17 protein-coding genes are annotated in these 16,505 nt (G+C 58.4%); 4 read left to right on the top strand and 13 right to left on the bottom strand.

Features of this window, described 5'->3' with window-relative positions:
* Window positions 1-13: 13 nt before the first annotated feature.
* Genes sdhA through sdhC form a run of 3 tightly spaced genes read right to left on the bottom strand, consistent with a single transcriptional unit; the run spans window position 14 to window position 2,525 of the window.
* Window positions 14-1,780, bottom strand: coding sequence for a succinate dehydrogenase flavoprotein subunit (gene sdhA / locus KHQ26_RS24450; protein WP_004179067.1), 1,767 nt, complete (start codon window positions 1,778-1,780; stop codon window positions 14-16).
* Window positions 1,780-2,127, bottom strand: a complete 348-nt coding sequence (sdhD, locus tag KHQ26_RS24445) for a succinate dehydrogenase membrane anchor subunit (RefSeq protein ID WP_002894949.1) — start codon at window positions 2,125-2,127, stop codon at window positions 1,780-1,782. The genes sdhA and sdhD overlap by 1 nt, the downstream gene beginning before the upstream one ends.
* Complete coding sequence (gene sdhC, locus KHQ26_RS24440; protein WP_004142216.1) at window positions 2,121-2,525, bottom strand: succinate dehydrogenase cytochrome b556 subunit; 405 nt, start codon at window positions 2,523-2,525, stop codon at window positions 2,121-2,123. The genes sdhD and sdhC overlap by 7 nt, the downstream gene beginning before the upstream one ends.
* A gap of 640 nt (window positions 2,526-3,165) precedes the next feature.
* Between sdhC and gltA the strand changes: the two genes are divergently transcribed.
* Complete coding sequence (gltA, locus tag KHQ26_RS24435; protein ID WP_002894943.1) at window positions 3,166-4,449, top strand: citrate synthase; 1,284 nt, start codon at window positions 3,166-3,168, stop codon at window positions 4,447-4,449.
* A 90-nt stretch (window positions 4,450-4,539) separates the two neighbouring features.
* Here the strand turns inward: gltA and nei are convergent, their stop codons facing one another.
* The 8 genes from nei to KHQ26_RS24395 all read right to left on the bottom strand — a co-directional run bounded on the left by nei (window position 4,540) and on the right by KHQ26_RS24395 (window position 10,873).
* Complete coding sequence (gene nei / locus KHQ26_RS24430; protein ID WP_020803670.1) at window positions 4,540-5,331, bottom strand: endonuclease VIII; 792 nt, start codon at window positions 5,329-5,331, stop codon at window positions 4,540-4,542.
* A gap of 15 nt (window positions 5,332-5,346) precedes the next feature.
* Window positions 5,347-5,991, bottom strand: coding sequence for a pyroglutamyl-peptidase I (pcp, locus tag KHQ26_RS24425; protein WP_020803664.1), 645 nt, complete (start codon window positions 5,989-5,991; stop codon window positions 5,347-5,349).
* A 9-nt stretch (window positions 5,992-6,000) separates the two neighbouring features.
* A complete protein-coding gene (locus tag KHQ26_RS24420; protein ID WP_004176855.1) occupies window positions 6,001-6,996 on the bottom strand; it encodes a DUF979 domain-containing protein in 996 nt (331 codons plus the stop codon).
* Entirely contained in the window at window positions 6,993-7,718 is a 726-nt protein-coding gene (locus tag KHQ26_RS24415; RefSeq protein WP_002894928.1) for a DUF969 domain-containing protein, read from the bottom strand. Before KHQ26_RS24415 ends, KHQ26_RS24420 begins: the two co-directional genes overlap by 4 nt.
* 81 nt (window positions 7,719-7,799) lie before the next feature.
* Complete coding sequence (pxpA, locus tag KHQ26_RS24410; RefSeq protein WP_004176856.1) at window positions 7,800-8,543, bottom strand: 5-oxoprolinase subunit PxpA; 744 nt, start codon at window positions 8,541-8,543, stop codon at window positions 7,800-7,802.
* Complete coding sequence (pxpC, locus tag KHQ26_RS24405; RefSeq protein ID WP_004214455.1) at window positions 8,533-9,465, bottom strand: 5-oxoprolinase subunit PxpC; 933 nt, start codon at window positions 9,463-9,465, stop codon at window positions 8,533-8,535. Before pxpC ends, pxpA begins: the two co-directional genes overlap by 11 nt.
* Window positions 9,459-10,115 (bottom strand): 5-oxoprolinase subunit PxpB, encoded by a 657-nt coding sequence (gene pxpB, locus KHQ26_RS24400; RefSeq protein WP_004176857.1) that lies wholly within the window; start codon window positions 10,113-10,115, stop codon window positions 9,459-9,461. The genes pxpC and pxpB overlap by 7 nt, the downstream gene beginning before the upstream one ends.
* Window positions 10,116-10,129: 14 nt before the next feature.
* Window positions 10,130-10,873 carry a type 2 GTP cyclohydrolase I gene (locus KHQ26_RS24395; RefSeq protein ID WP_004176858.1) on the bottom strand — a complete coding sequence of 248 codons (744 nt, stop codon included), beginning with the start codon at window positions 10,871-10,873 and terminating at the stop codon, window positions 10,130-10,132.
* A gap of 267 nt (window positions 10,874-11,140) precedes the next feature.
* Between KHQ26_RS24395 and dtpD the strand changes: the two genes are divergently transcribed.
* Window positions 11,141-12,619 carry a dipeptide permease DtpD gene (gene dtpD, locus KHQ26_RS24390; RefSeq protein WP_020803673.1) on the top strand — a complete coding sequence of 493 codons (1,479 nt, stop codon included), beginning with the start codon at window positions 11,141-11,143 and terminating at the stop codon, window positions 12,617-12,619.
* On the opposite strand, the gene phrB is transcribed toward dtpD, so the two are convergent.
* On the bottom strand, window positions 12,591-14,033 hold the full coding sequence (phrB, locus tag KHQ26_RS24385) for a deoxyribodipyrimidine photo-lyase (protein ID WP_020803675.1): 1,443 nt from the start codon (window positions 14,031-14,033) through the stop codon (window positions 12,591-12,593). The genes dtpD and phrB overlap by 29 nt on opposite strands.
* 183 nt (window positions 14,034-14,216) lie before the next feature.
* Complete coding sequence (locus KHQ26_RS24380) at window positions 14,217-14,426, bottom strand: DUF2517 family protein (protein WP_004142243.1); 210 nt, start codon at window positions 14,424-14,426, stop codon at window positions 14,217-14,219.
* Window positions 14,427-14,732: 306 nt separating this feature from the next.
* Here KHQ26_RS24380 and kdpF point away from each other — a divergent pair, with 306 nt between their 5' ends.
* Both kdpF and kdpA read left to right on the top strand, forming a co-directional pair.
* Complete coding sequence (kdpF, locus tag KHQ26_RS26255; RefSeq protein ID WP_020323459.1) at window positions 14,733-14,822, top strand: K(+)-transporting ATPase subunit F; 90 nt, start codon at window positions 14,733-14,735, stop codon at window positions 14,820-14,822.
* Window positions 14,822-16,501: a potassium-transporting ATPase subunit KdpA gene (gene kdpA, locus KHQ26_RS24370; protein WP_029496978.1), complete on the top strand. Its 1,680-nt coding sequence runs from the start codon at window positions 14,822-14,824 to the stop codon at window positions 16,499-16,501. Before kdpF ends, kdpA begins: the two co-directional genes overlap by 1 nt.
* Window positions 16,502-16,505 lie beyond the last annotated feature (4 nt).

The raw sequence follows: 16,505 nt of genomic DNA, 5'->3' as shown, positions 1-16,505 counted from the left end.
TCCTGTCTCCGCATTAGTAAGTACGAATCTTCGGCGGGAATGCCGGACGCAGTTTCGGTTCCATATTGACGCTACGACGCGTCATGGATTCCGACTCTGGCAGGTACAGGGAATGGCACAGCCAGTTTTCATCATCACGATCCGGGAAGTCGAAGCGGCTGTGGGCGCCACGGCTCTCGGTACGGAAGTTAGCGGATACGGCGGTCGCGTAGGCGGTTTCCATCAGGTTATCCAGCTCCAGGCACTCAACGCGCTGGGTGTTGAACTCGCTGGAGGTATCGTCGAGACGGGCGTTTTTCAGGCGCTCGCGGATCACTTTCAGTTGCTCCAGACCTTTGTGCATCGCATCGCCTTCGCGGAACACCGAGAAGTTATGCTGCATACATTCCTGCAGCGCTTTACGAATCGCCACCGGATCTTCACCAGAGCGGGTGTTGTTCCAGCGGTTGAGGCGATCCAGCGAGCCTTCGATATCGGATTCGCTAGCGTCGCGCAGCGTGCCCTGCTCGGCAATGGATTCCTGCAGATGCAGGCCCGCCGCGCGGCCGAAGACCACCAGGTCGAGCAGCGAGTTGCCGCCCAGACGGTTGGCGCCGTGGACCGATACGCAGGCGATTTCGCCTACCGCGAACAGGCCCGGGATCACCACGTCTTCGCCCTTTTCATTCACGGTCAACGCCTGGCCGGTGACTTTGGTCGGGATACCGCCCATCATGTAGTGACAGGTTGGGATAACCGGGATCGGCTCTTTCACCGGATCGACGTGGGCAAAGGTACGGGAAAGTTCAAGGATACCCGGCAGACGAGATTCCAGAACCTCTTTACCGAGGTGATCCAGTTTCAGTTTCGCGTGCGGGCCCCACGGACCGTCGCAGCCGCGGCCTTCGCGGATTTCGATCATGATGGAACGCGCCACCACGTCACGGCCCGCAAGGTCTTTAGCGTTCGGGGCATAACGCTCCATAAAGCGTTCGCCGTGTTTGTTCAGCAGGTAACCGCCTTCGCCGCGGCAACCTTCGGTAACCAGAACCCCAGCCCCGGCGATACCGGTCGGGTGGAACTGCCACATTTCCATATCCTGCACCGGCACGCCGGCGCGGATGGCCATCCCGACGCCGTCACCCGTATTGATGTGGGCGTTGGTGGTGGACTGATAGATACGGCCTGCGCCGCCGGTCGCCAGCACGGTGGCGCGGGCTTTAAAGTAGACCACTTCGCCGGTCTCGATGCACAGGGCGGTACAACCGACTACCGCGCCGTCCTGGTTTTTCACCAGATCGAGGGCGTACCATTCGGAGAAGATAGTGGTGTGGTTTTTCAGGTTCTGCTGATACAGAGTGTGCAGCAGGGCGTGACCGGTACGGTCAGCCGCCGCAGCGGTACGCGCCGCCTGTTCGCCGCCGAAGTTCTTCGACTGGCCGCCAAACGGGCGCTGATAAATACGGCCATCGTCAAGACGAGAGAACGGCAGTCCCATGTGCTCCAGCTCAAGAATCGCTTCCGGGCCGGTCTTACACATGTATTCGATGGCGTCCTGGTCGCCGATATAGTCCGACCCTTTTACGGTGTCGTACATATGCCATTCCCAGTTATCTTCATGGGAGTTACCGAGCGCGACGGTGATGCCACCCTGCGCGGATACGGTATGGGAACGGGTAGGGAACACTTTGGAGAGCAGTGCACAAGTCTGTCCGCTCTGGGAAATTTGCAGCGCCGCGCGCATACCTGCGCCGCCGGCACCGATGACAACAGCATCAAACTCTCTGACTGGCAATTTCATTACACACCCCACACCACAACAAATCCATAAAGAACGTAAGCCACCAGCGCCACAACGATAGCCAGTTGCAGAACCAGGCGCAGAGCCAGTGGTTTAACGTAGTCTGTTAACACCTGCCACATCCCGATCCAGGCATGGATGAGAATGGAAACGAGAGCCAGCAGAGTGAAGACCTTAGTGAAGCCGGAGGCAAAGAATCCGGTCCACACTTCCCATGAGATTTCACCGGTGGTGGCGAAGAAGCCAACCATGTAGATGATGTAGAGGGTCAGAACGATGGCGGTAGCACGGACCAGGATAAAGTCATGTACGCCGTTGCGTCCCAGTGCTGAGGCGTTGCTTACCATACGAGGACTCCTGCGAGAAGTGAAAGCACGACAGTAATAACAAAAGAAATTTTGGCGGAACGTTTCCCTGCTTCGAGGGTTTCGTCCAGGTAGCCAAAGTCCATCATCAGATGGCGAATACCGACAACGACGTGATAGGCCAGCGCGGTGAGAATGCCCCACATGATGAACTTCACAAAGAAGCTATCCATGATGGAGGCCGCCGTCAGAAAACCTTCTGGGGAGGAAAGGCTGGTGCCCAGCAGCCAAAGCAGAATTCCGACCGCCACGAAGGTGATGACACCGGAAACGCGATGGAGAATGGACGCTATCGCCGTGATTGGGAACCGTATCGTTTGTAGATCCAGATTGACAGGTCTTTGTTTTTTCACATTTCTTACCATGAATAACGCCCACATGCTGTTCTTATTGTTTCCTTCCTCCGGTCTGCTTGCGGGTCAGACAGCGTCCTTTCTATAACCAGAAGTCATGTTAAAACGTCTTTTCAGGCATTAAAACATCACTAAACAACGCTGGGTGGCTCGGGATTGCAGGGTGTTCCGGAGACCTGGCCGCAGTATAGGCCGTTCACAAAATCATTACAATTAACCTACATATAGTTTGTTGGGTTTTCTCCGGAACAGTGATCAAGGTCACGATACCAACATTTTTTTAATTTTTAATCACCTGATTTGACAAATATTAAACATTCTTGTTACAACCATTACCAGTTAAATGCAATAATGCTCAAAAGTTATGGGGTCACTCTTTCACCTGAGAATAAGTTATGTAACAGTGTGTCAGTATTGACCGATGTAATCAGGACAGTTATTAGTGGTATATAGGTTTTAATATTCGGACTGCTAAAACGCTGATTTGCTGTTGTTTCACCGCAGCCCTGAAGGACGTGCCATCAAGCGCCGTTGCTCTGTACCCTGCCCTTTTCGCTGACGCAGAGCTGTGTGCAACATAACAAACTGGTAACGTATGCAGGCGCGGGCCGAAAGCAAATCCACCACCCGGCAGTCTTAAGCAATAAAGGCGCTAAGGAGACCATAAATGTCTGATGCTAAAGCAAAAATCACCCTGGGTGGTGACACTGCTATTGAACTGGATGTGCTAAAAGGCACGCTCGGTCAGGATGTTATTGATATTCGTAGTCTTGGTTCAAAAGGCGTATTTACCTTTGACCCAGGTTTCACATCAACGGCTTCTTGTGAATCTAAAATTACGTTTATCGATGGTGACGAGGGGATCCTGCTGCACCGCGGCTTCCCGATCGACCAGTTAGCGACCGAATCTAATTATCTTGAAGTCTGTTATATCCTGCTGTACGGCGAAAAGCCGACCCAGGCCGAATATGACGAATTCAAAACTACCGTCACCCGCCACACCATGATTCATGAGCAGATCACCCGTCTGTTCCACGCGTTCCGTCGCGATTCCCACCCGATGGCGGTGATGTGCGGGATCACCGGCGCGCTGGCGGCGTTCTATCATGATTCCCTCGACGTGAATAACCCGCGTCACCGCGAGATTGCCGCCTACCGTCTGCTGTCCAAAATGCCAACCATGGCAGCCATGTGTTACAAATATTCTATCGGCCAGCCGTTTGTTTATCCGCGCAACGACCTCTCCTACGCCGGCAACTTCCTGCGCATGATGTTTGCGACACCGTGCGAAGAGTATGAAGTCAATCCGGTGCTGGAGCGCGCGATGGATCGTATTCTGATCCTGCACGCCGATCACGAGCAGAACGCGTCGACCTCCACGGTACGTACCGCGGGCTCCTCCGGCGCTAACCCGTTCGCCTGTATCGCTGCGGGCATCGCCTCCCTGTGGGGACCGGCACACGGTGGCGCCAACGAAGCGGCGCTGAAAATGCTGGAAGAGATCAGCTCCGTTGAGCACATTCCGGAATTTGTTCGTCGTGCGAAAGACAAGAATGACTCTTTCCGCCTGATGGGCTTCGGCCATCGTGTTTACAAAAACTACGATCCGCGCGCCACCGTGATGCGTGAAACCTGCCATGAAGTGCTGAAAGAGCTGGGCACCAAAGACGACCTGCTGCAGGTGGCCATGGAGCTGGAGCATATCGCGCTGAACGACCCGTACTTCATCGAGAAGAAACTGTATCCGAACGTCGACTTCTACTCCGGTATCATCCTGAAAGCGATGGGTATTCCGTCCTCCATGTTTACCGTTATCTTCGCCATGGCGCGTACCGTGGGCTGGATTGCGCACTGGAACGAAATGCACAGCGATGGCATGAAGATCGCCCGTCCGCGTCAGCTGTATACCGGCTACGCCAAACGCGATTTCCAGTCCGACATTAAGCGTTAATCTCACTGTCCGGATCATAAAAACGCGCCTGCTGGCGCGTTTTTTTATGCCTGATAACGCGCTTCATGCTGAAATCGCCCGCCAGCCGGCTTAATGCTGGCATCCTGGACACCAGTAAAATGGCCGCGAGGAGAGCGTCGTCTTCTCAATGATTCCCCCACAGCGTTCGCACCTTTCCCCATCGCGATGGAAGACCTTAAAGCGAAACAGCGCGCCATGATGCTTGTTGTCATCCACCAGACCGCGAGTACGATAGGACAGCCGCGGGATATCGAGCAGCTCGCGCGCCAGCGCATCCAGCTGACTGTCGCTCAGTTCAGCGGCTTTACGCTTACCGCTTAATCCCACCTGCCAGAGAATTTCCACCCGCAGATAGTTTCCGAGCCCGGCAAGAAAAGCCTGATCCAGCAGCAGGCCGGAAAACTGACGATTGCGGAATTTGGCCGACAGCAGCCGCGCTTTCACCTGCTCCGCGGTTAACGTCATGTCCAGCACGTCCGGTCCGACGCGCAGCAAGAACGGATGGTTGGCAACCTGCTCCGCCGTGAGGATATCAATGTCCGACGCGCTGTAGAGCAAAATCGCCTTGCTGGCGGTCTGCAGCCTGACGCGCAGTACGCGGTTCGATTGCGGCTCAACGCCGGCATCCACCACACGCCAGACGCCGTACAGCTGGTTATGGCTATACAGGGTCAATCCGCCGGAGAAGTGGGTTAACAGGGCCTTGCCGCGGGTGGCGATATGGGTCACCCGCTGACCAGTTAGCTGAGTTTGATAGGGTTGCAACTGAGGAAAGGCGAACCAGACGTTGGTTAAGGGTTCGCCTTTGATTGCCGCCTCCAGTTTATCCGCCGCACGGCGGATCTCCGGACCTTCCGGCATACTGTCATCCTTCTGTTAATGGGTGGCGCCGCCGCCAATTTTGACATCGTCATCCTGTTCAAGGGCGACGGCAATCGCCGTTTCCAGCGCCTCGCGTACCGTCGCGACCGACATACTCGCCTCGCCGGGGTGGGCCGCCGCCTGTTCAGGCAGATACGGAATATGGATAAAACCGCCCTTCTGTCCGCGTTTTCCCTGCAGCTGATGCAGCAAACCATACATCACGTGATTGCAGACGAAGGTGCCCGCGGTTTGCGACACCGAGGCCGGGATCCCCTGCTGGCGCAGCGCGCTGACGATCGCTTTGATCGGTAGCGTACTGAAGCAGGCCGCAGGGCCATTAGCGACGATCGGCTCGTCGATCGGTTGCTGGCCTTTATTGTCGGGGATACGCGCATCATCGACATTGATCGCTACACGTTCGACGGTAATATCGACACGGCCGCCGGCCTGTCCGACGGCAATCGTCAGCCGCGGTTGATAGGTTTCCAGCGCCGCCTTCAGCACCGTCAGCGCTTCGCCGAATACGCAGGGTAATTGTTTAGCCACCACCTGCTGTCCGCGAATAATCATGCCATCCAGCTGCTTAACCACTTCCCATGAAGGGTTAACCGTTTCGCCGCCGAACGGCTCAAAACCGGTAATCAATACGCCAGCCATCATCCCTCCTTACAGGAACATCAGGAAATAGAGTAAGAATACATTGACGATAAGCAGCAGGATACCGGTCGGTATCTGGGCTTTAATCACCGCGTTTTTATCCGGCAGTTCCAGCAGCGCCGCCGGGACAATATTGAAGTTCGCCGCCATCGGCGTCATCAGCGTGCCGCAGTAGCCGGAAAACATACCAATCGCCGCCATTACCGCCGGATTGCCGCCGTGCTGCAGGACTAAAATCGGAATGCCAACTCCGGCGGTCACAATCGGGAAAGCGGCAAAGGCGTTGCCCATCACCATTGTCAGCACCGCCATGCCGATGGCATACACAGCCACGGCGATAAAGCGGTTATCGACCGCCAGATAGTGCTCGGTCAGCCATGAAATGCTGGTTCCGACGCCCGCTGCGGTAAACAGCAGCCCCAGCACCGCGAGGATTTGCGGCAGGATAAAGGCCCAGCCGACGGAATCAAGCAAACGGCGCGCTTCCTGCATTGGCTGCGCCACCGTTTCATGCGTCATACGAATCGCCATCGCCAGGCCAATCAGCGTACCGACAGTCATCGAGAACAGAGTAATCAGCGTCGCGTGGTTGCCCGGCCCGAAGAGCGCCACCTGCCATGAGGGCAGATTGTTAAACAGCAGTACGCCAATGACGGTGACGACCGGAATCGCCAGCGCCGGAAAGAAAAGTTTGTTGCCGAGGCGTTTCGCGCTGGCGGTTTTCTCTTCCTGGGTACGCTGATGGTAGCTGCCGAGGCGCACGCCGCCAAAACCGGCGATCAGCGCCAGGACGACCACCACCCCGCCGACAGCGATATTCACCGTACGCTTATCGCCCACCAGTTGATATGTCCAGTCGCCGAGCAAGAACACCAGCCCGTACAGGCCCCAGAACAGACCGGTTGTCAGACGCCGCGGATTGCTTTTGTCGCGCCAGGACATGATAGCCACGACCAGCAGTACCGCGCCGGCCAGCCAGTATAAATAGGTTTGCTGGAAATTCATGCCGCACCGCCTTTCGCCTGTCCGGCGTTTATCCGGTCCAGCTCGCGCTGGAGATGGCGATCGAGTCGCCACAGGCGCGCGGCGTGGATCAGAAAGGCGCAGATCGCCGTCGGGATCCCCCACAGGGCAATATGCAACGGTTCCGTCTGGATCCCACCCGACTCCAGCATAAAGTTGTGCATGAAGATGATCGCGCCGAAGGCGACAAAAATATCTTCGCCGAAGAACAGCCCGACGTTATCGGTTGCCGCCGACATCGCGCGCAGGCGGTAGCGTACATTGCCCGGCAGCGGGCCAAAGCGCTTTTCCGCCGCCCCCTCCGCCATCGGCGCCAGCAGCGGGCGCACCATTTGCGGATGTCCGCCGAGGCTGGTCAACCCCAGAGCGGCGGTGGCTTCGCGCACAAACAGATAGACGATCAGCAGACGTCCGGCGGTCGCGCTATGGATCTTCGCGATCCACGCCTGCGCCCGCTCTTTCAGACCATGGCGCTCCAGCAGCCCGATCACCGCCAGCGGCAGCAGCAGAATAAACGGCAGATTACGGGTATTCAGGAAGCCCTCGCCCAGTTTCTCCAGAATAGTGGCTATTGGCATATGCGCCGCCACGCCGGTGACGATCCCGGAGATAATCACCACCAGCACCGGGTTAAAGCGTAATACAAAACCGACCACAATCACGGCAATGCCGATTAGCGGCCAGAGGGATATCGCCTCTTGCATAATAACGTCCTGTTCAGTTGTGAGTATTGTGAGTGTTGTTAATTATTTGATTTAATTATTATTAATAACTTAGGCGGACTATTACTCGAGGTCCGCGCTGACGTCGATATTCCGCCCGGCAAACGCGGCGCGCAAGCGTCGGGCGAAATCGAGCGCGTGAGCGCCATCGCCATGCAGGCAGACCGTTTCCGCCTTAACATGCGCCCATTCGCCGCTCAGGCTGCGCACCCGATTGTGCTGCACCATTTCCAGCGTTTGCGCCAGCGCCTGCTCTTCGCTCTCAATCAGCGCGCCCGGTTGGCTGCGCGGCACCAGGCTGCCGTCGGCCTGATAGCCGCGATCGGCGAAGACTTCCTGGCGCGTCGTCAACTGATAATGCTGTCCGGCGCGGATAAGCTCGCTGCCCGCCAGCCCAACCAGCACCAGGTCGGCGTCGGCATCGCGCACCGCACGGGCGATAGCGTCGGCCAAAGGCGGCTCTTTCGCCGCCTGGTTGTACAACATGCCATGCGGTTTGACGTGCCGCAGCTCGCCCCCCTGGGCGTGTACGATTGCCGCCAGCGCGCCAATTTGATACAGCACCTGGGCGTAGACCGTCTCTGGCGGTAACTGCATCGCGGTTCGACCGAAATTTTCCCGGTCCGGGAAGCTCGGGTGTGCGCCAATAGCGACGCCGTTTTTCAGCGCCTCGCGCACGCATTGCTGCATAAGAACCGCATCGCCGGCGTGAAAGCCGCAGGCGATATTGGCGGAAGAGACCAGCTGCAGCAGCGCGCTATCGCTGGCGCAGCCTTCGCCGAGGTCGGCATTTAAATCAATTTTCATCGCTTAATCTCCAGGCCAGTTGTTCAAGGTAGCGCTGCTGGTCGGCGCGCGCTTTTAGCGCTTCCTCCAGCGAACAGGGGGTGAAATGGATCGGCTGACCTAGCGGAATTTGCGCCAGTTGGTACATATCGGCTTCAATAATGCAGGCTATACGCGGATAGCCGCCGGTGGTTTGCGCATCGTTCATCAACACAATCGGCTGGCCGTTATGCGGTACCTGTACCACGCCGGGCAGCAGGCCATGAGAGAGCATTTCCCGGTCGGTTGTGCGCCTGAGCGGCTGCCCCTGCAGGCGGTAGCCCATACGGTTGCTTTGCGGACTCAGCTTCCACGGCGAGCGCCAGAAAGACTCCTGCGACACGCTGTCGAATTCGTGATACTCCGGCCCCGGCAGCGCGCGAATAATATTGCCTATCGGCAGCTGTTTAACGCCGCGCGAGGCGCTAAAGCGGCGGGACGATTTCCCAATCTTCACTTGATCGCCATCCTGCAACCGGCGCCCTTCGATTCCGCCGATACCGACTTTCAGATCGGTAGAGCGGGAACCTAAAACTTCAGGGACATCAATACCGCCCGCGACCGCCAGATAGCTGCGGATCCCATGCTGAGGATTTTTCAGCACCAGCCGCTGCCCGGCCTTCGCCTCCATTCGCCAGCCCAACCAGACCGGCGCGCCGTCGAGCGTCGCTTCACAGGCGGCGCCGGTCAACGCGAACCAGCAGTGGCGGGTAAACTGCACATCGATCTGACCCAGCGTAATTTCCAGCGCCGCCGCCTCCGGCGCATTGCCCACCAGCAGATTGGCAATGGTCATCGCCGGTTTATCCAGCGCGCCGCAGCGGCTAATCCCCCACTGGCGCTGGCCTTCCCGGCCGCCATCCTGTACCGAGGTATACATGCCGGCGCGGATAAATTTCAACATACCCCCTCCTTCTGCGGCACAAAGCGCACGCGATCGCCGGAACGCAGCAGCACCGGCTCTTCACGTTTTGGATCGAATAATGCCAGCGGCGTGCGCCCCAGCAGCTGCCAGCCGCCCGGCGTCGCCAGCGGATAAATACCGGTTTGCGATCCGCCGATACCGACGGATCCCGCCGGTACCAGTACGCGCGGCTCGGCGCGACGCGGCATCGCCAGCTGCTCCGGCAGGCCGCCAAAATACGGAAACCCCGGCTGGAAACCCAGAAACCACACCATATACTCCACCGAAGAGTGCAGTTCGACCACCTGCTTTTCGCTCAAACCGCTATGGCGCGCGACGTCGCCAAGATCTGGTCCCGCCTCGCCGCCGTAGATAACCGGGATACTTATCTCACGGGATTCCGGCTCCAGCGCATCGCTCTCTTCCCACCAGCGCTGCAGCTTGTCAATCGCCTCCCACGCCATCTCCTGCGGACGACGCAGCACAACGGTGATGTTGTTCATCCCCGGGATCACTTCAACCACCTCTTCGCGATCGGTCAACCGCTGCGTCAGGCCCCAGATACGTTTTTGGCTCTCCAGGGTCACCGGAGGCTCAAGCTCCAGGACCACCGCCGTTTCACCTAACAGATAACAACGCGCTCGCTGCACTTTCTTCTCTCCCGTCAGGCAGGGTTAGGAATATCAATAAAGGTAACGTCCAGATCGGTCGTTTCCGTCAGCCATTCGCTGAGGGCGCGAATGCCGCCCCGCTCGGTGGCGTGGTGGCCGGCGGCATAAAAATGCAGGCCCTGCTCGCGGGCAGAGTGAATAGTTTGTTCCGACACCTCGCCGGTGATAAAGGCGTCCACGCCAAAGCGCGCCGCGGCGTCGATAAAGCTCTGGCCGCCGCCGGTACACCAGGCGACGCGGCTGACGGTGTCCGGCCCGGTATCGCCGCACCACAGCGGCTTGCGCCCCAGTCGCGCTTCGATCCACGAGGCCAGTTCGAGGCCGGAAACCGGCATCGACAGCTCGCCCCACGGCACCAGCGGTTCGATTTCGCCGAGCACGTTAATCCCCAGCAGATGCGCCAGCTGCGCGTTATTGCCCAGCTCCGGATGGGCATCCAGCGGCAGGTGCCAACCGTAGAGATTGATATCGTTGGCCAGCAGGGTTTTCAGGCGACGGCGCTTCATGCCGCGGATCACTGGCGATTCGTTTTTCCAGAAATAGCCGTGATGAACAATCACCGCATCCGCCTGCAGACGGACGGCCTCATCCAGCAGCGCCTGGCAGGCCGTCACTCCGGTGACGATCTTGTGCACCGTTTCGCGTCCTTCCACCTGCAGACCGTTAGGGGCGAAGTCACTGATGGCCGCACTATTGAGCTTGTCGTTAATCAGTTGTTCCAGTTCGCTATTTTTCATCGCCACTCCAGCAGATAATCAGGTTATACAAAGGCATAACATAACCATATCCATTCGGGTCGTCGATAGTCCGCTACCGTCACTGACCATGACTTTTTAACGAATCCCGCAATTTGTCTATTCATCCCGCCGCGCATTAGTGTATATTTATGCACTAATAAAGCATATTAAATAATCAGAAAGCCCCTCAAGCCATGAATATGACTGATAAATCGCTATTCATGCAGAACGATCGACTTTCGCTTTACGCCAGGAAACACACTTCATATGCAGACAACATCATCGCAACCGCGGGCGATCTACTACGTCGTGGCGCTGCAAATCTGGGAGTACTTTAGCTTTTACGGCATGCGCGCCCTGCTGATCCTCTATCTCACCAATCAGCTCAAATATGACGATAACCATGCCTACGCCCTGTTCAGCGCCTACTGTTCGCTGGTCTATGTGACGCCGATCCTCGGCGGCTATCTGGCCGATAAGCTGTTAGGCAACCGGATGGCGGTCATGCTCGGCGCGCTGCTGATGGCCATTGGCCATCTGGTGCTCGGGGCCAGCGAAACCGCTCCGGTTTTCCTGTACCTGTCGCTGGCGATCATCGTCTGCGGCTACGGGTTGTTTAAATCCAACGTCAGCTGTCTGCTGGGCGAGCTGTACGAACCCGCCGATCCGCGTCGCGATGGCGGCTTTTCGCTGATGTATGCCGCCGGCAATATCGGCTCGATTATCGCGCCGATCGCCTGCGGCTACGTACAGGAGGAGTATAGCTGGGCGATGGGCTTTGCCCTGGCGGCCATCGGCATGGTCGCGGGGCTGGTGATTTTCCTCTGCGGCAACCGTCATTTCCAGCATACCGCCGGCGTCAACCGCCAGGCGCTGTGCGCGCGCCGCTTCCTGTTGCCGAACTGGGGCTGGCTGCTGGTATTGCTGGTTACCGCCCCGCTGCTGATTGCGGTACTGTTCTGGCAGGAGTGGTCGGTGTATGCCCTGATCGTGGCCACGGCCATTGGCCTCGCGGTACTGGCGCGGATCTACCTGCGCGCCGAAACCGATAAACAGCGCAAGGATCTGCGCCTGATCGTCGTCCTGACCGCCTTCAGCCTGCTGTTCTGGGCCTTCGCCCAGCAGGGCGGGAGCTCCATCAGCCTGTATATTGACCGCTTCGTTAACCGCCATATCATGAGCTACGAAGTCCCTACCGCTATGTTCCAGTCAATCAACGCCTTCGCGGTGATGCTCTGCGGGATGGTGCTGGCGTGGCTGGTGAAAGAGAGCGTGAACGGCAATCGTACCGTGCGCATCTGGGGGAAATTTGCCCTCGGTCTGGGCCTGATGAGCGCCGGGTTCTGCATTTTGACCCTCAGCGCCCGCTGGTCGGCGGCCTATGGTCAGTCGTCCATGCCGCTGATGGTGCTGGGTCTGGCGGTGATGGGCTTTGCCGAACTGTTTATCGACCCGGTCGCCATGTCGCAGATCACCCGCATTGAGATCCCGGGTGTCACTGGGGTGCTGACCGGTATCTATATGCTGCTCTCAGGGGCCATCGCCAACTATCTGGCCGGCGTCATCGCCGACCAGACCTCGCAGGCGTCCTTCGACGCCGCCGGGGCGGTGAACTACTCCATTGACGCCTACATCAAGGTCTTCAGCCAGATCACCTGGGGCGCGCTGGCCTGTGTCGGCGTGGTGCTGGTCATCTGGCTGTATCACTCGCTGAAGGTCAGGACCGGCCGTCTGGCGGTGGAGTAATTCCTTTTCTGGCGGCCTCCCAGGCCGCCAGCGTCTCCTGCCGCGCCTGCTTGTGATCAACTATCGGGCGCGAATAGTCCAGCGTGATCCCTTGTTTATCCGCCCACGCCCACGGCTGATGCAGGGCCTTCTCCGGCACCTTTGCCAGCTCCGGCAGCCAGCGACGTATAAACACCCCCTGTTTATCAAACTTTTCGCCCTGGGTGGTGGGATTAAATATGCGGAAATAGGGCGCGGCGTCGGTGCCCGTTGAAGCCGCCCACTGCCAGCCGCCGTTATTCGCCGCCAGGTCGCCATCAATCAGCTGGCTCATGAAATAGCGCTCGCCCGCCCGCCAGTCGAGGCGCAAATCTTTCGTCAGGAAGCTGGCGACAATCATGCGCAACCGGTTATGCATCCAGCCGGTGGCGTTAAGCTGGCGCATGGCGGCATCGACTATCGGAAAACCGGTCTCCCCGCGCTGCCAGGCCTGCAGGGCGGCCTCCTCTGCGCGCCAGGCGACCTTATCTGTCCAGGCAGTAAATGGCCGCCCTTTACAGAGCTTCGGATAGTAGACCATCAGATGGCGGTAAAACTCGCGCCAGATCAGCTCGTTAAGCCAGGTGGCGCCGGCTCCGCCGTCCAGCGCGGCGGGATGTTCCGTCAGCAGACGATGCAGGCACTGGCGGGGGGACAGCACGCCGATGGCCAGGCAGGGCGACAGGCGACTGGTCCCTTCCACGGCCGGGAAGTCGCGCTGCCCCTCGTAATCCGCCGCCGCTTGCTGACAAAACGCGCGCAGACGCGCCAGCGCCGTTTTTTCATCCGCGGCAAACAGCAGCCCGTCGAACGGCGTTTGCGGGTAGTTAAGCTCAGGCAGCGGCGGCGCCTGGCAGGCAGGCGCCTGGCGCGGCTTCGGGGCCGCCACGCACGCCGGCAGTCCGTCCCGCAGACGGCGAATAAACGCATTTTTAAACGGGGTGAAGACTTTATACATTTCGCCGCCACCGGTCAGTACGCTGCCGGGCGGCAACAGGACGCTGTCGTCAAAGCCCTGGCAAATCACGTCGCGCAAGGTGTTCTCAACGGCGGCATCGCGCTGGCGTTCATTGAATTCGTACTGATAGTTGTAGAACAGGTGACTGACCTGATGCTGCTGGCAAAAATCGGCCAGCCGTTCGACGCTGGCGGTAAAATCGTCCGCCTCTTCTACCCACAGCGGTATGCCCCGTTCCGCCAGCGCGGCATGCAGACTCTGTAAATGGCTGGCGATAAAAGCGGCCTGCCGTGGCGCCAGGTGATGTTCACGCCACTGCCCCGGGGTGGCGATATACAGCGCCAGCACCTGCGCCTGCGGATCGCGGCAGGCGGCAGCCAGCGCCAGGTTATCGTGAATGCGTAAATCCGTGCGTAACCAGACCAGATGGGTGGCCATATCACTCCTTATTATCCGTCAGCAATACTCATCTTATGATCTAAGCCGGCAAAAATAGCGCGCTCCGGCAAAATACGCACCTGCCAATTCCAAGGCGGCGCATAAAAACGAGTGTAGACAAGCGGCGAAAAAAAACCGCCGGGGCAACCCGGCGGTCTTGTTATTTTCTTCGCAGCAGGAGGATTAATAGAAATCGTGAGCGGCTTTCTCCGCCTGCGCCATCCACACCGGCTGCTCGCTGGTTTTCGACCACACCCGGTGCAGCCAGCTGTAGTAGCGGGCGCGATCTTTCCAGAACAGCATCACCGGCAGCGCTGCGACGCCAGCCACGACGGCGAAAGCACGACGCAGCAAAATAATATGAGCAGGATAAGCTTTGTACAACGCCATCATTTCTCTCCCCTTTGTCAGGCCGGCAAGCAGCGCCGGTAAAATTAATCATGTTTGTCTGAGCAAAATAATACCGCTCTGCTTGTAATTTTACTACTCATCCGACCACTAAAAAGCACGTATTTATACTTAATTTACATTCGCCACGTAAATTAGTTACGAAAAAGTTAAATTAATACTAACCATCAGTTAATTTGTGCCTTTGTCATTTTTATACTTTTTTTACACCGCACCCGCGGATTTTTGCGAAATCTTTGCGCCGTAATTTCTATCCTCCAGGTAAATCGAAAACACACCCGGAGGTGGATTGTGACTGCAGGCGTACTCACTGGCGTTGGGCTGGTGTTCCTGTTACTGGCTTATCTGGTTTATGCCTTGATACATGCGGAGGCATTCTGATGGCTGCCCAGGGATTTTTATTATTAGCCAGCTATCTGCTGGTATTGCTGGTGCTGGCGCGCCCGCTGGGGATGTGTCTGGCAAGAATGGTGAATGACATCCCGCTTCCCGGCCTGGCCGGGGTCGAGCGCGTCCTGTGGCGCGTGGCCGGGATCCGCGCCGAAGAGATGGGCTGGCTGCAGTATTTGCTGGTGCTCCTGCTGTTTAACGCCCTCGGCGGCCTGGCGCTGTTTGCCCTGCTGATGCTCCAGGGCGTGCTGCCGTTTAACCCGCAGCACCTGCCGGGGCTGTCATGGGATCTGGCGCTCAATACCGCGATCAGCTTTGTCAGCAATACCAACTGGCAGGCTTACGCCGGCGAAAGCACCATGAGTTATCTCAGCCAGATGGTCGGCCTGACGGTGCAGAATTTCCTCTCCGCCGCCACCGGCATCGCCGTGGTCTTCGCCCTGACCCGCGCCTTCGCCCGGCAGAAAATGTCGACCCTCGGCAATGCCTGGGTCGACCTGACGCGCATTACCCTGTGGCTGCTGCTGCCGCTCTCTCTGCTGGTGGCCCTGTTCTTTATTCAGCAGGGCGTGCCGCAGAATCTGCAGGCCTACCAGCCCTTTACCACCCTCGAAGGGGTGCACCAGCTGCTGCCGATGGGGCCTGTCGCCTCACAGGAAGCGATTAAGCTGCTGGGCACTAACGGCGGCGGTTTCTTCAATGCCAACTCCGCCCATCCGTTTGAAAACCCGACCGCGCTGACCAATCTCGTGCAGATGCTGGCGATCTTCCTGATCCCGACGGCGCTGTGCTTCGCCTTCGGCGAGGTGGTAAGCGATCGGCGTCAGGGACGCGCCATCCTGTGGGCAATGACGCTGATCTTTATCCTCTGCGTCGCCGTGGTGATGTGGGCGGAGACCCGCGGCAATCCGCATCTGCTGACGCTGGGCGCTGACAGTAGCCTGAATATGGAAGGTAAAGAGAGTCGCTTCGGTATTCTCGCCAGCAGTCTGTTCGCGGTGATCACCACCGCCGCCTCCTGCGGCGCGGTCAATGCCATGCATGACTCCTTCACCGCGCTGGGCGGCATGGTGCCGATGTGGCTGATGCAGATTGGCGAAGTGGTGTTCGGCGGCGTCGGCTCGGGCCTGTACGGCATGCTGCTGTTCGTTATGCTGGCGGTATTTATCGCCGGGCTGATGGTCGGCCGCACCCCGGAGTACCTCGGGAAGAAAATCGATGTCCGGGAAATGAAAATGATCGCCCTCGCCATTCTGGTCACCCCGACGCTGGTGCTGCTTGGCACGGCGCTGGCGATGATGACCGACGCCGGCCGCGCCGGGATGTTCAACCCTGGACCGCACGGCTTTAGCGAAGTGCTATACGCCGTCACCTCGGCGGCCAATAACAACGGCAGCGCCTTCGCTGGCCTGGGTGCGGCGACGCCGTTCTGGAACCTGCTGCTGGCGTTCTGCATGCTGGTCGGCCGCTTCGCCGTCATCATTCCGGTGATGGCCATCGCCGGCTCGCTGGTGGCGAAGAAAATTCAACCGGCCAGCCCCGGCACCCTGGCCACTCACGACGCCCTGTTTATCGGTTTACTGATCGGCACCGTGCTGCTGGTGGGCGCCCTGACCTTTATTCCTGCGCTGGCGCTTGGCCCGCTGGCTGAACACTTTTCCTTACTTTGAGCGA

The organism is Klebsiella sp. 10 (assembly GCF_018223925.1).
Classification (GTDB): domain Bacteria; phylum Pseudomonadota; class Gammaproteobacteria; order Enterobacterales; family Enterobacteriaceae; genus Klebsiella; species Klebsiella pneumoniae.
This window is presented reverse-complemented; position numbering and strand designations above follow the sequence as displayed.

Excerpts from the sequence above, each read along its gene's own strand:
- KHQ26_RS24395 (WP_004176858.1), bottom strand. The coding sequence starts at position 10,873 with ATGAAAAATAGCGAACTGGAACAACTGATTAACGACAAGCTCAATAGT.
- gltA (WP_002894943.1), top strand. The coding sequence starts at position 3,166 with ATGTCTGATGCTAAAGCAAAAATCACCCTGGGTGGTGACACTGCTATT.
- pcp (WP_020803664.1), bottom strand. The coding sequence starts at position 5,991 with ATGGCTGGCGTATTGATTACCGGTTTTGAGCCGTTCGGCGGCGAAACG.
- sdhC (WP_004142216.1), bottom strand. The coding sequence starts at position 2,525 with ATGTGGGCGTTATTCATGGTAAGAAATGTGAAAAAACAAAGACCTGTC.
- sdhD (WP_002894949.1), bottom strand. The coding sequence starts at position 2,127 with ATGGTAAGCAACGCCTCAGCACTGGGACGCAACGGCGTACATGACTTT.
- KHQ26_RS24420 (WP_004176855.1), bottom strand. The coding sequence starts at position 6,996 with ATGAATTTCCAGCAAACCTATTTATACTGGCTGGCCGGCGCGGTACTG.
- kdpA (WP_029496978.1), top strand. The coding sequence starts at position 14,822 with ATGGCTGCCCAGGGATTTTTATTATTAGCCAGCTATCTGCTGGTATTG.
- phrB (WP_020803675.1), bottom strand. The coding sequence starts at position 14,033 with ATGGCCACCCATCTGGTCTGGTTACGCACGGATTTACGCATTCACGAT.
- KHQ26_RS24380 (WP_004142243.1), bottom strand. The coding sequence starts at position 14,426 with ATGATGGCGTTGTACAAAGCTTATCCTGCTCATATTATTTTGCTGCGT.
- pxpA (WP_004176856.1), bottom strand. The coding sequence starts at position 8,543 with ATGAAAATTGATTTAAATGCCGACCTCGGCGAAGGCTGCGCCAGCGAT.
- KHQ26_RS24415 (WP_002894928.1), bottom strand. The coding sequence starts at position 7,718 with ATGCAAGAGGCGATATCCCTCTGGCCGCTAATCGGCATTGCCGTGATT.
- pxpC (WP_004214455.1), bottom strand. The coding sequence starts at position 9,465 with ATGTTGAAATTTATCCGCGCCGGCATGTATACCTCGGTACAGGATGGC.
- sdhA (WP_004179067.1), bottom strand. The coding sequence starts at position 1,780 with ATGAAATTGCCAGTCAGAGAGTTTGATGCTGTTGTCATCGGTGCCGGC.
- dtpD (WP_020803673.1), top strand. The coding sequence starts at position 11,141 with ATGCAGACAACATCATCGCAACCGCGGGCGATCTACTACGTCGTGGCG.
- nei (WP_020803670.1), bottom strand. The coding sequence starts at position 5,331 with ATGCCGGAAGGTCCGGAGATCCGCCGTGCGGCGGATAAACTGGAGGCG.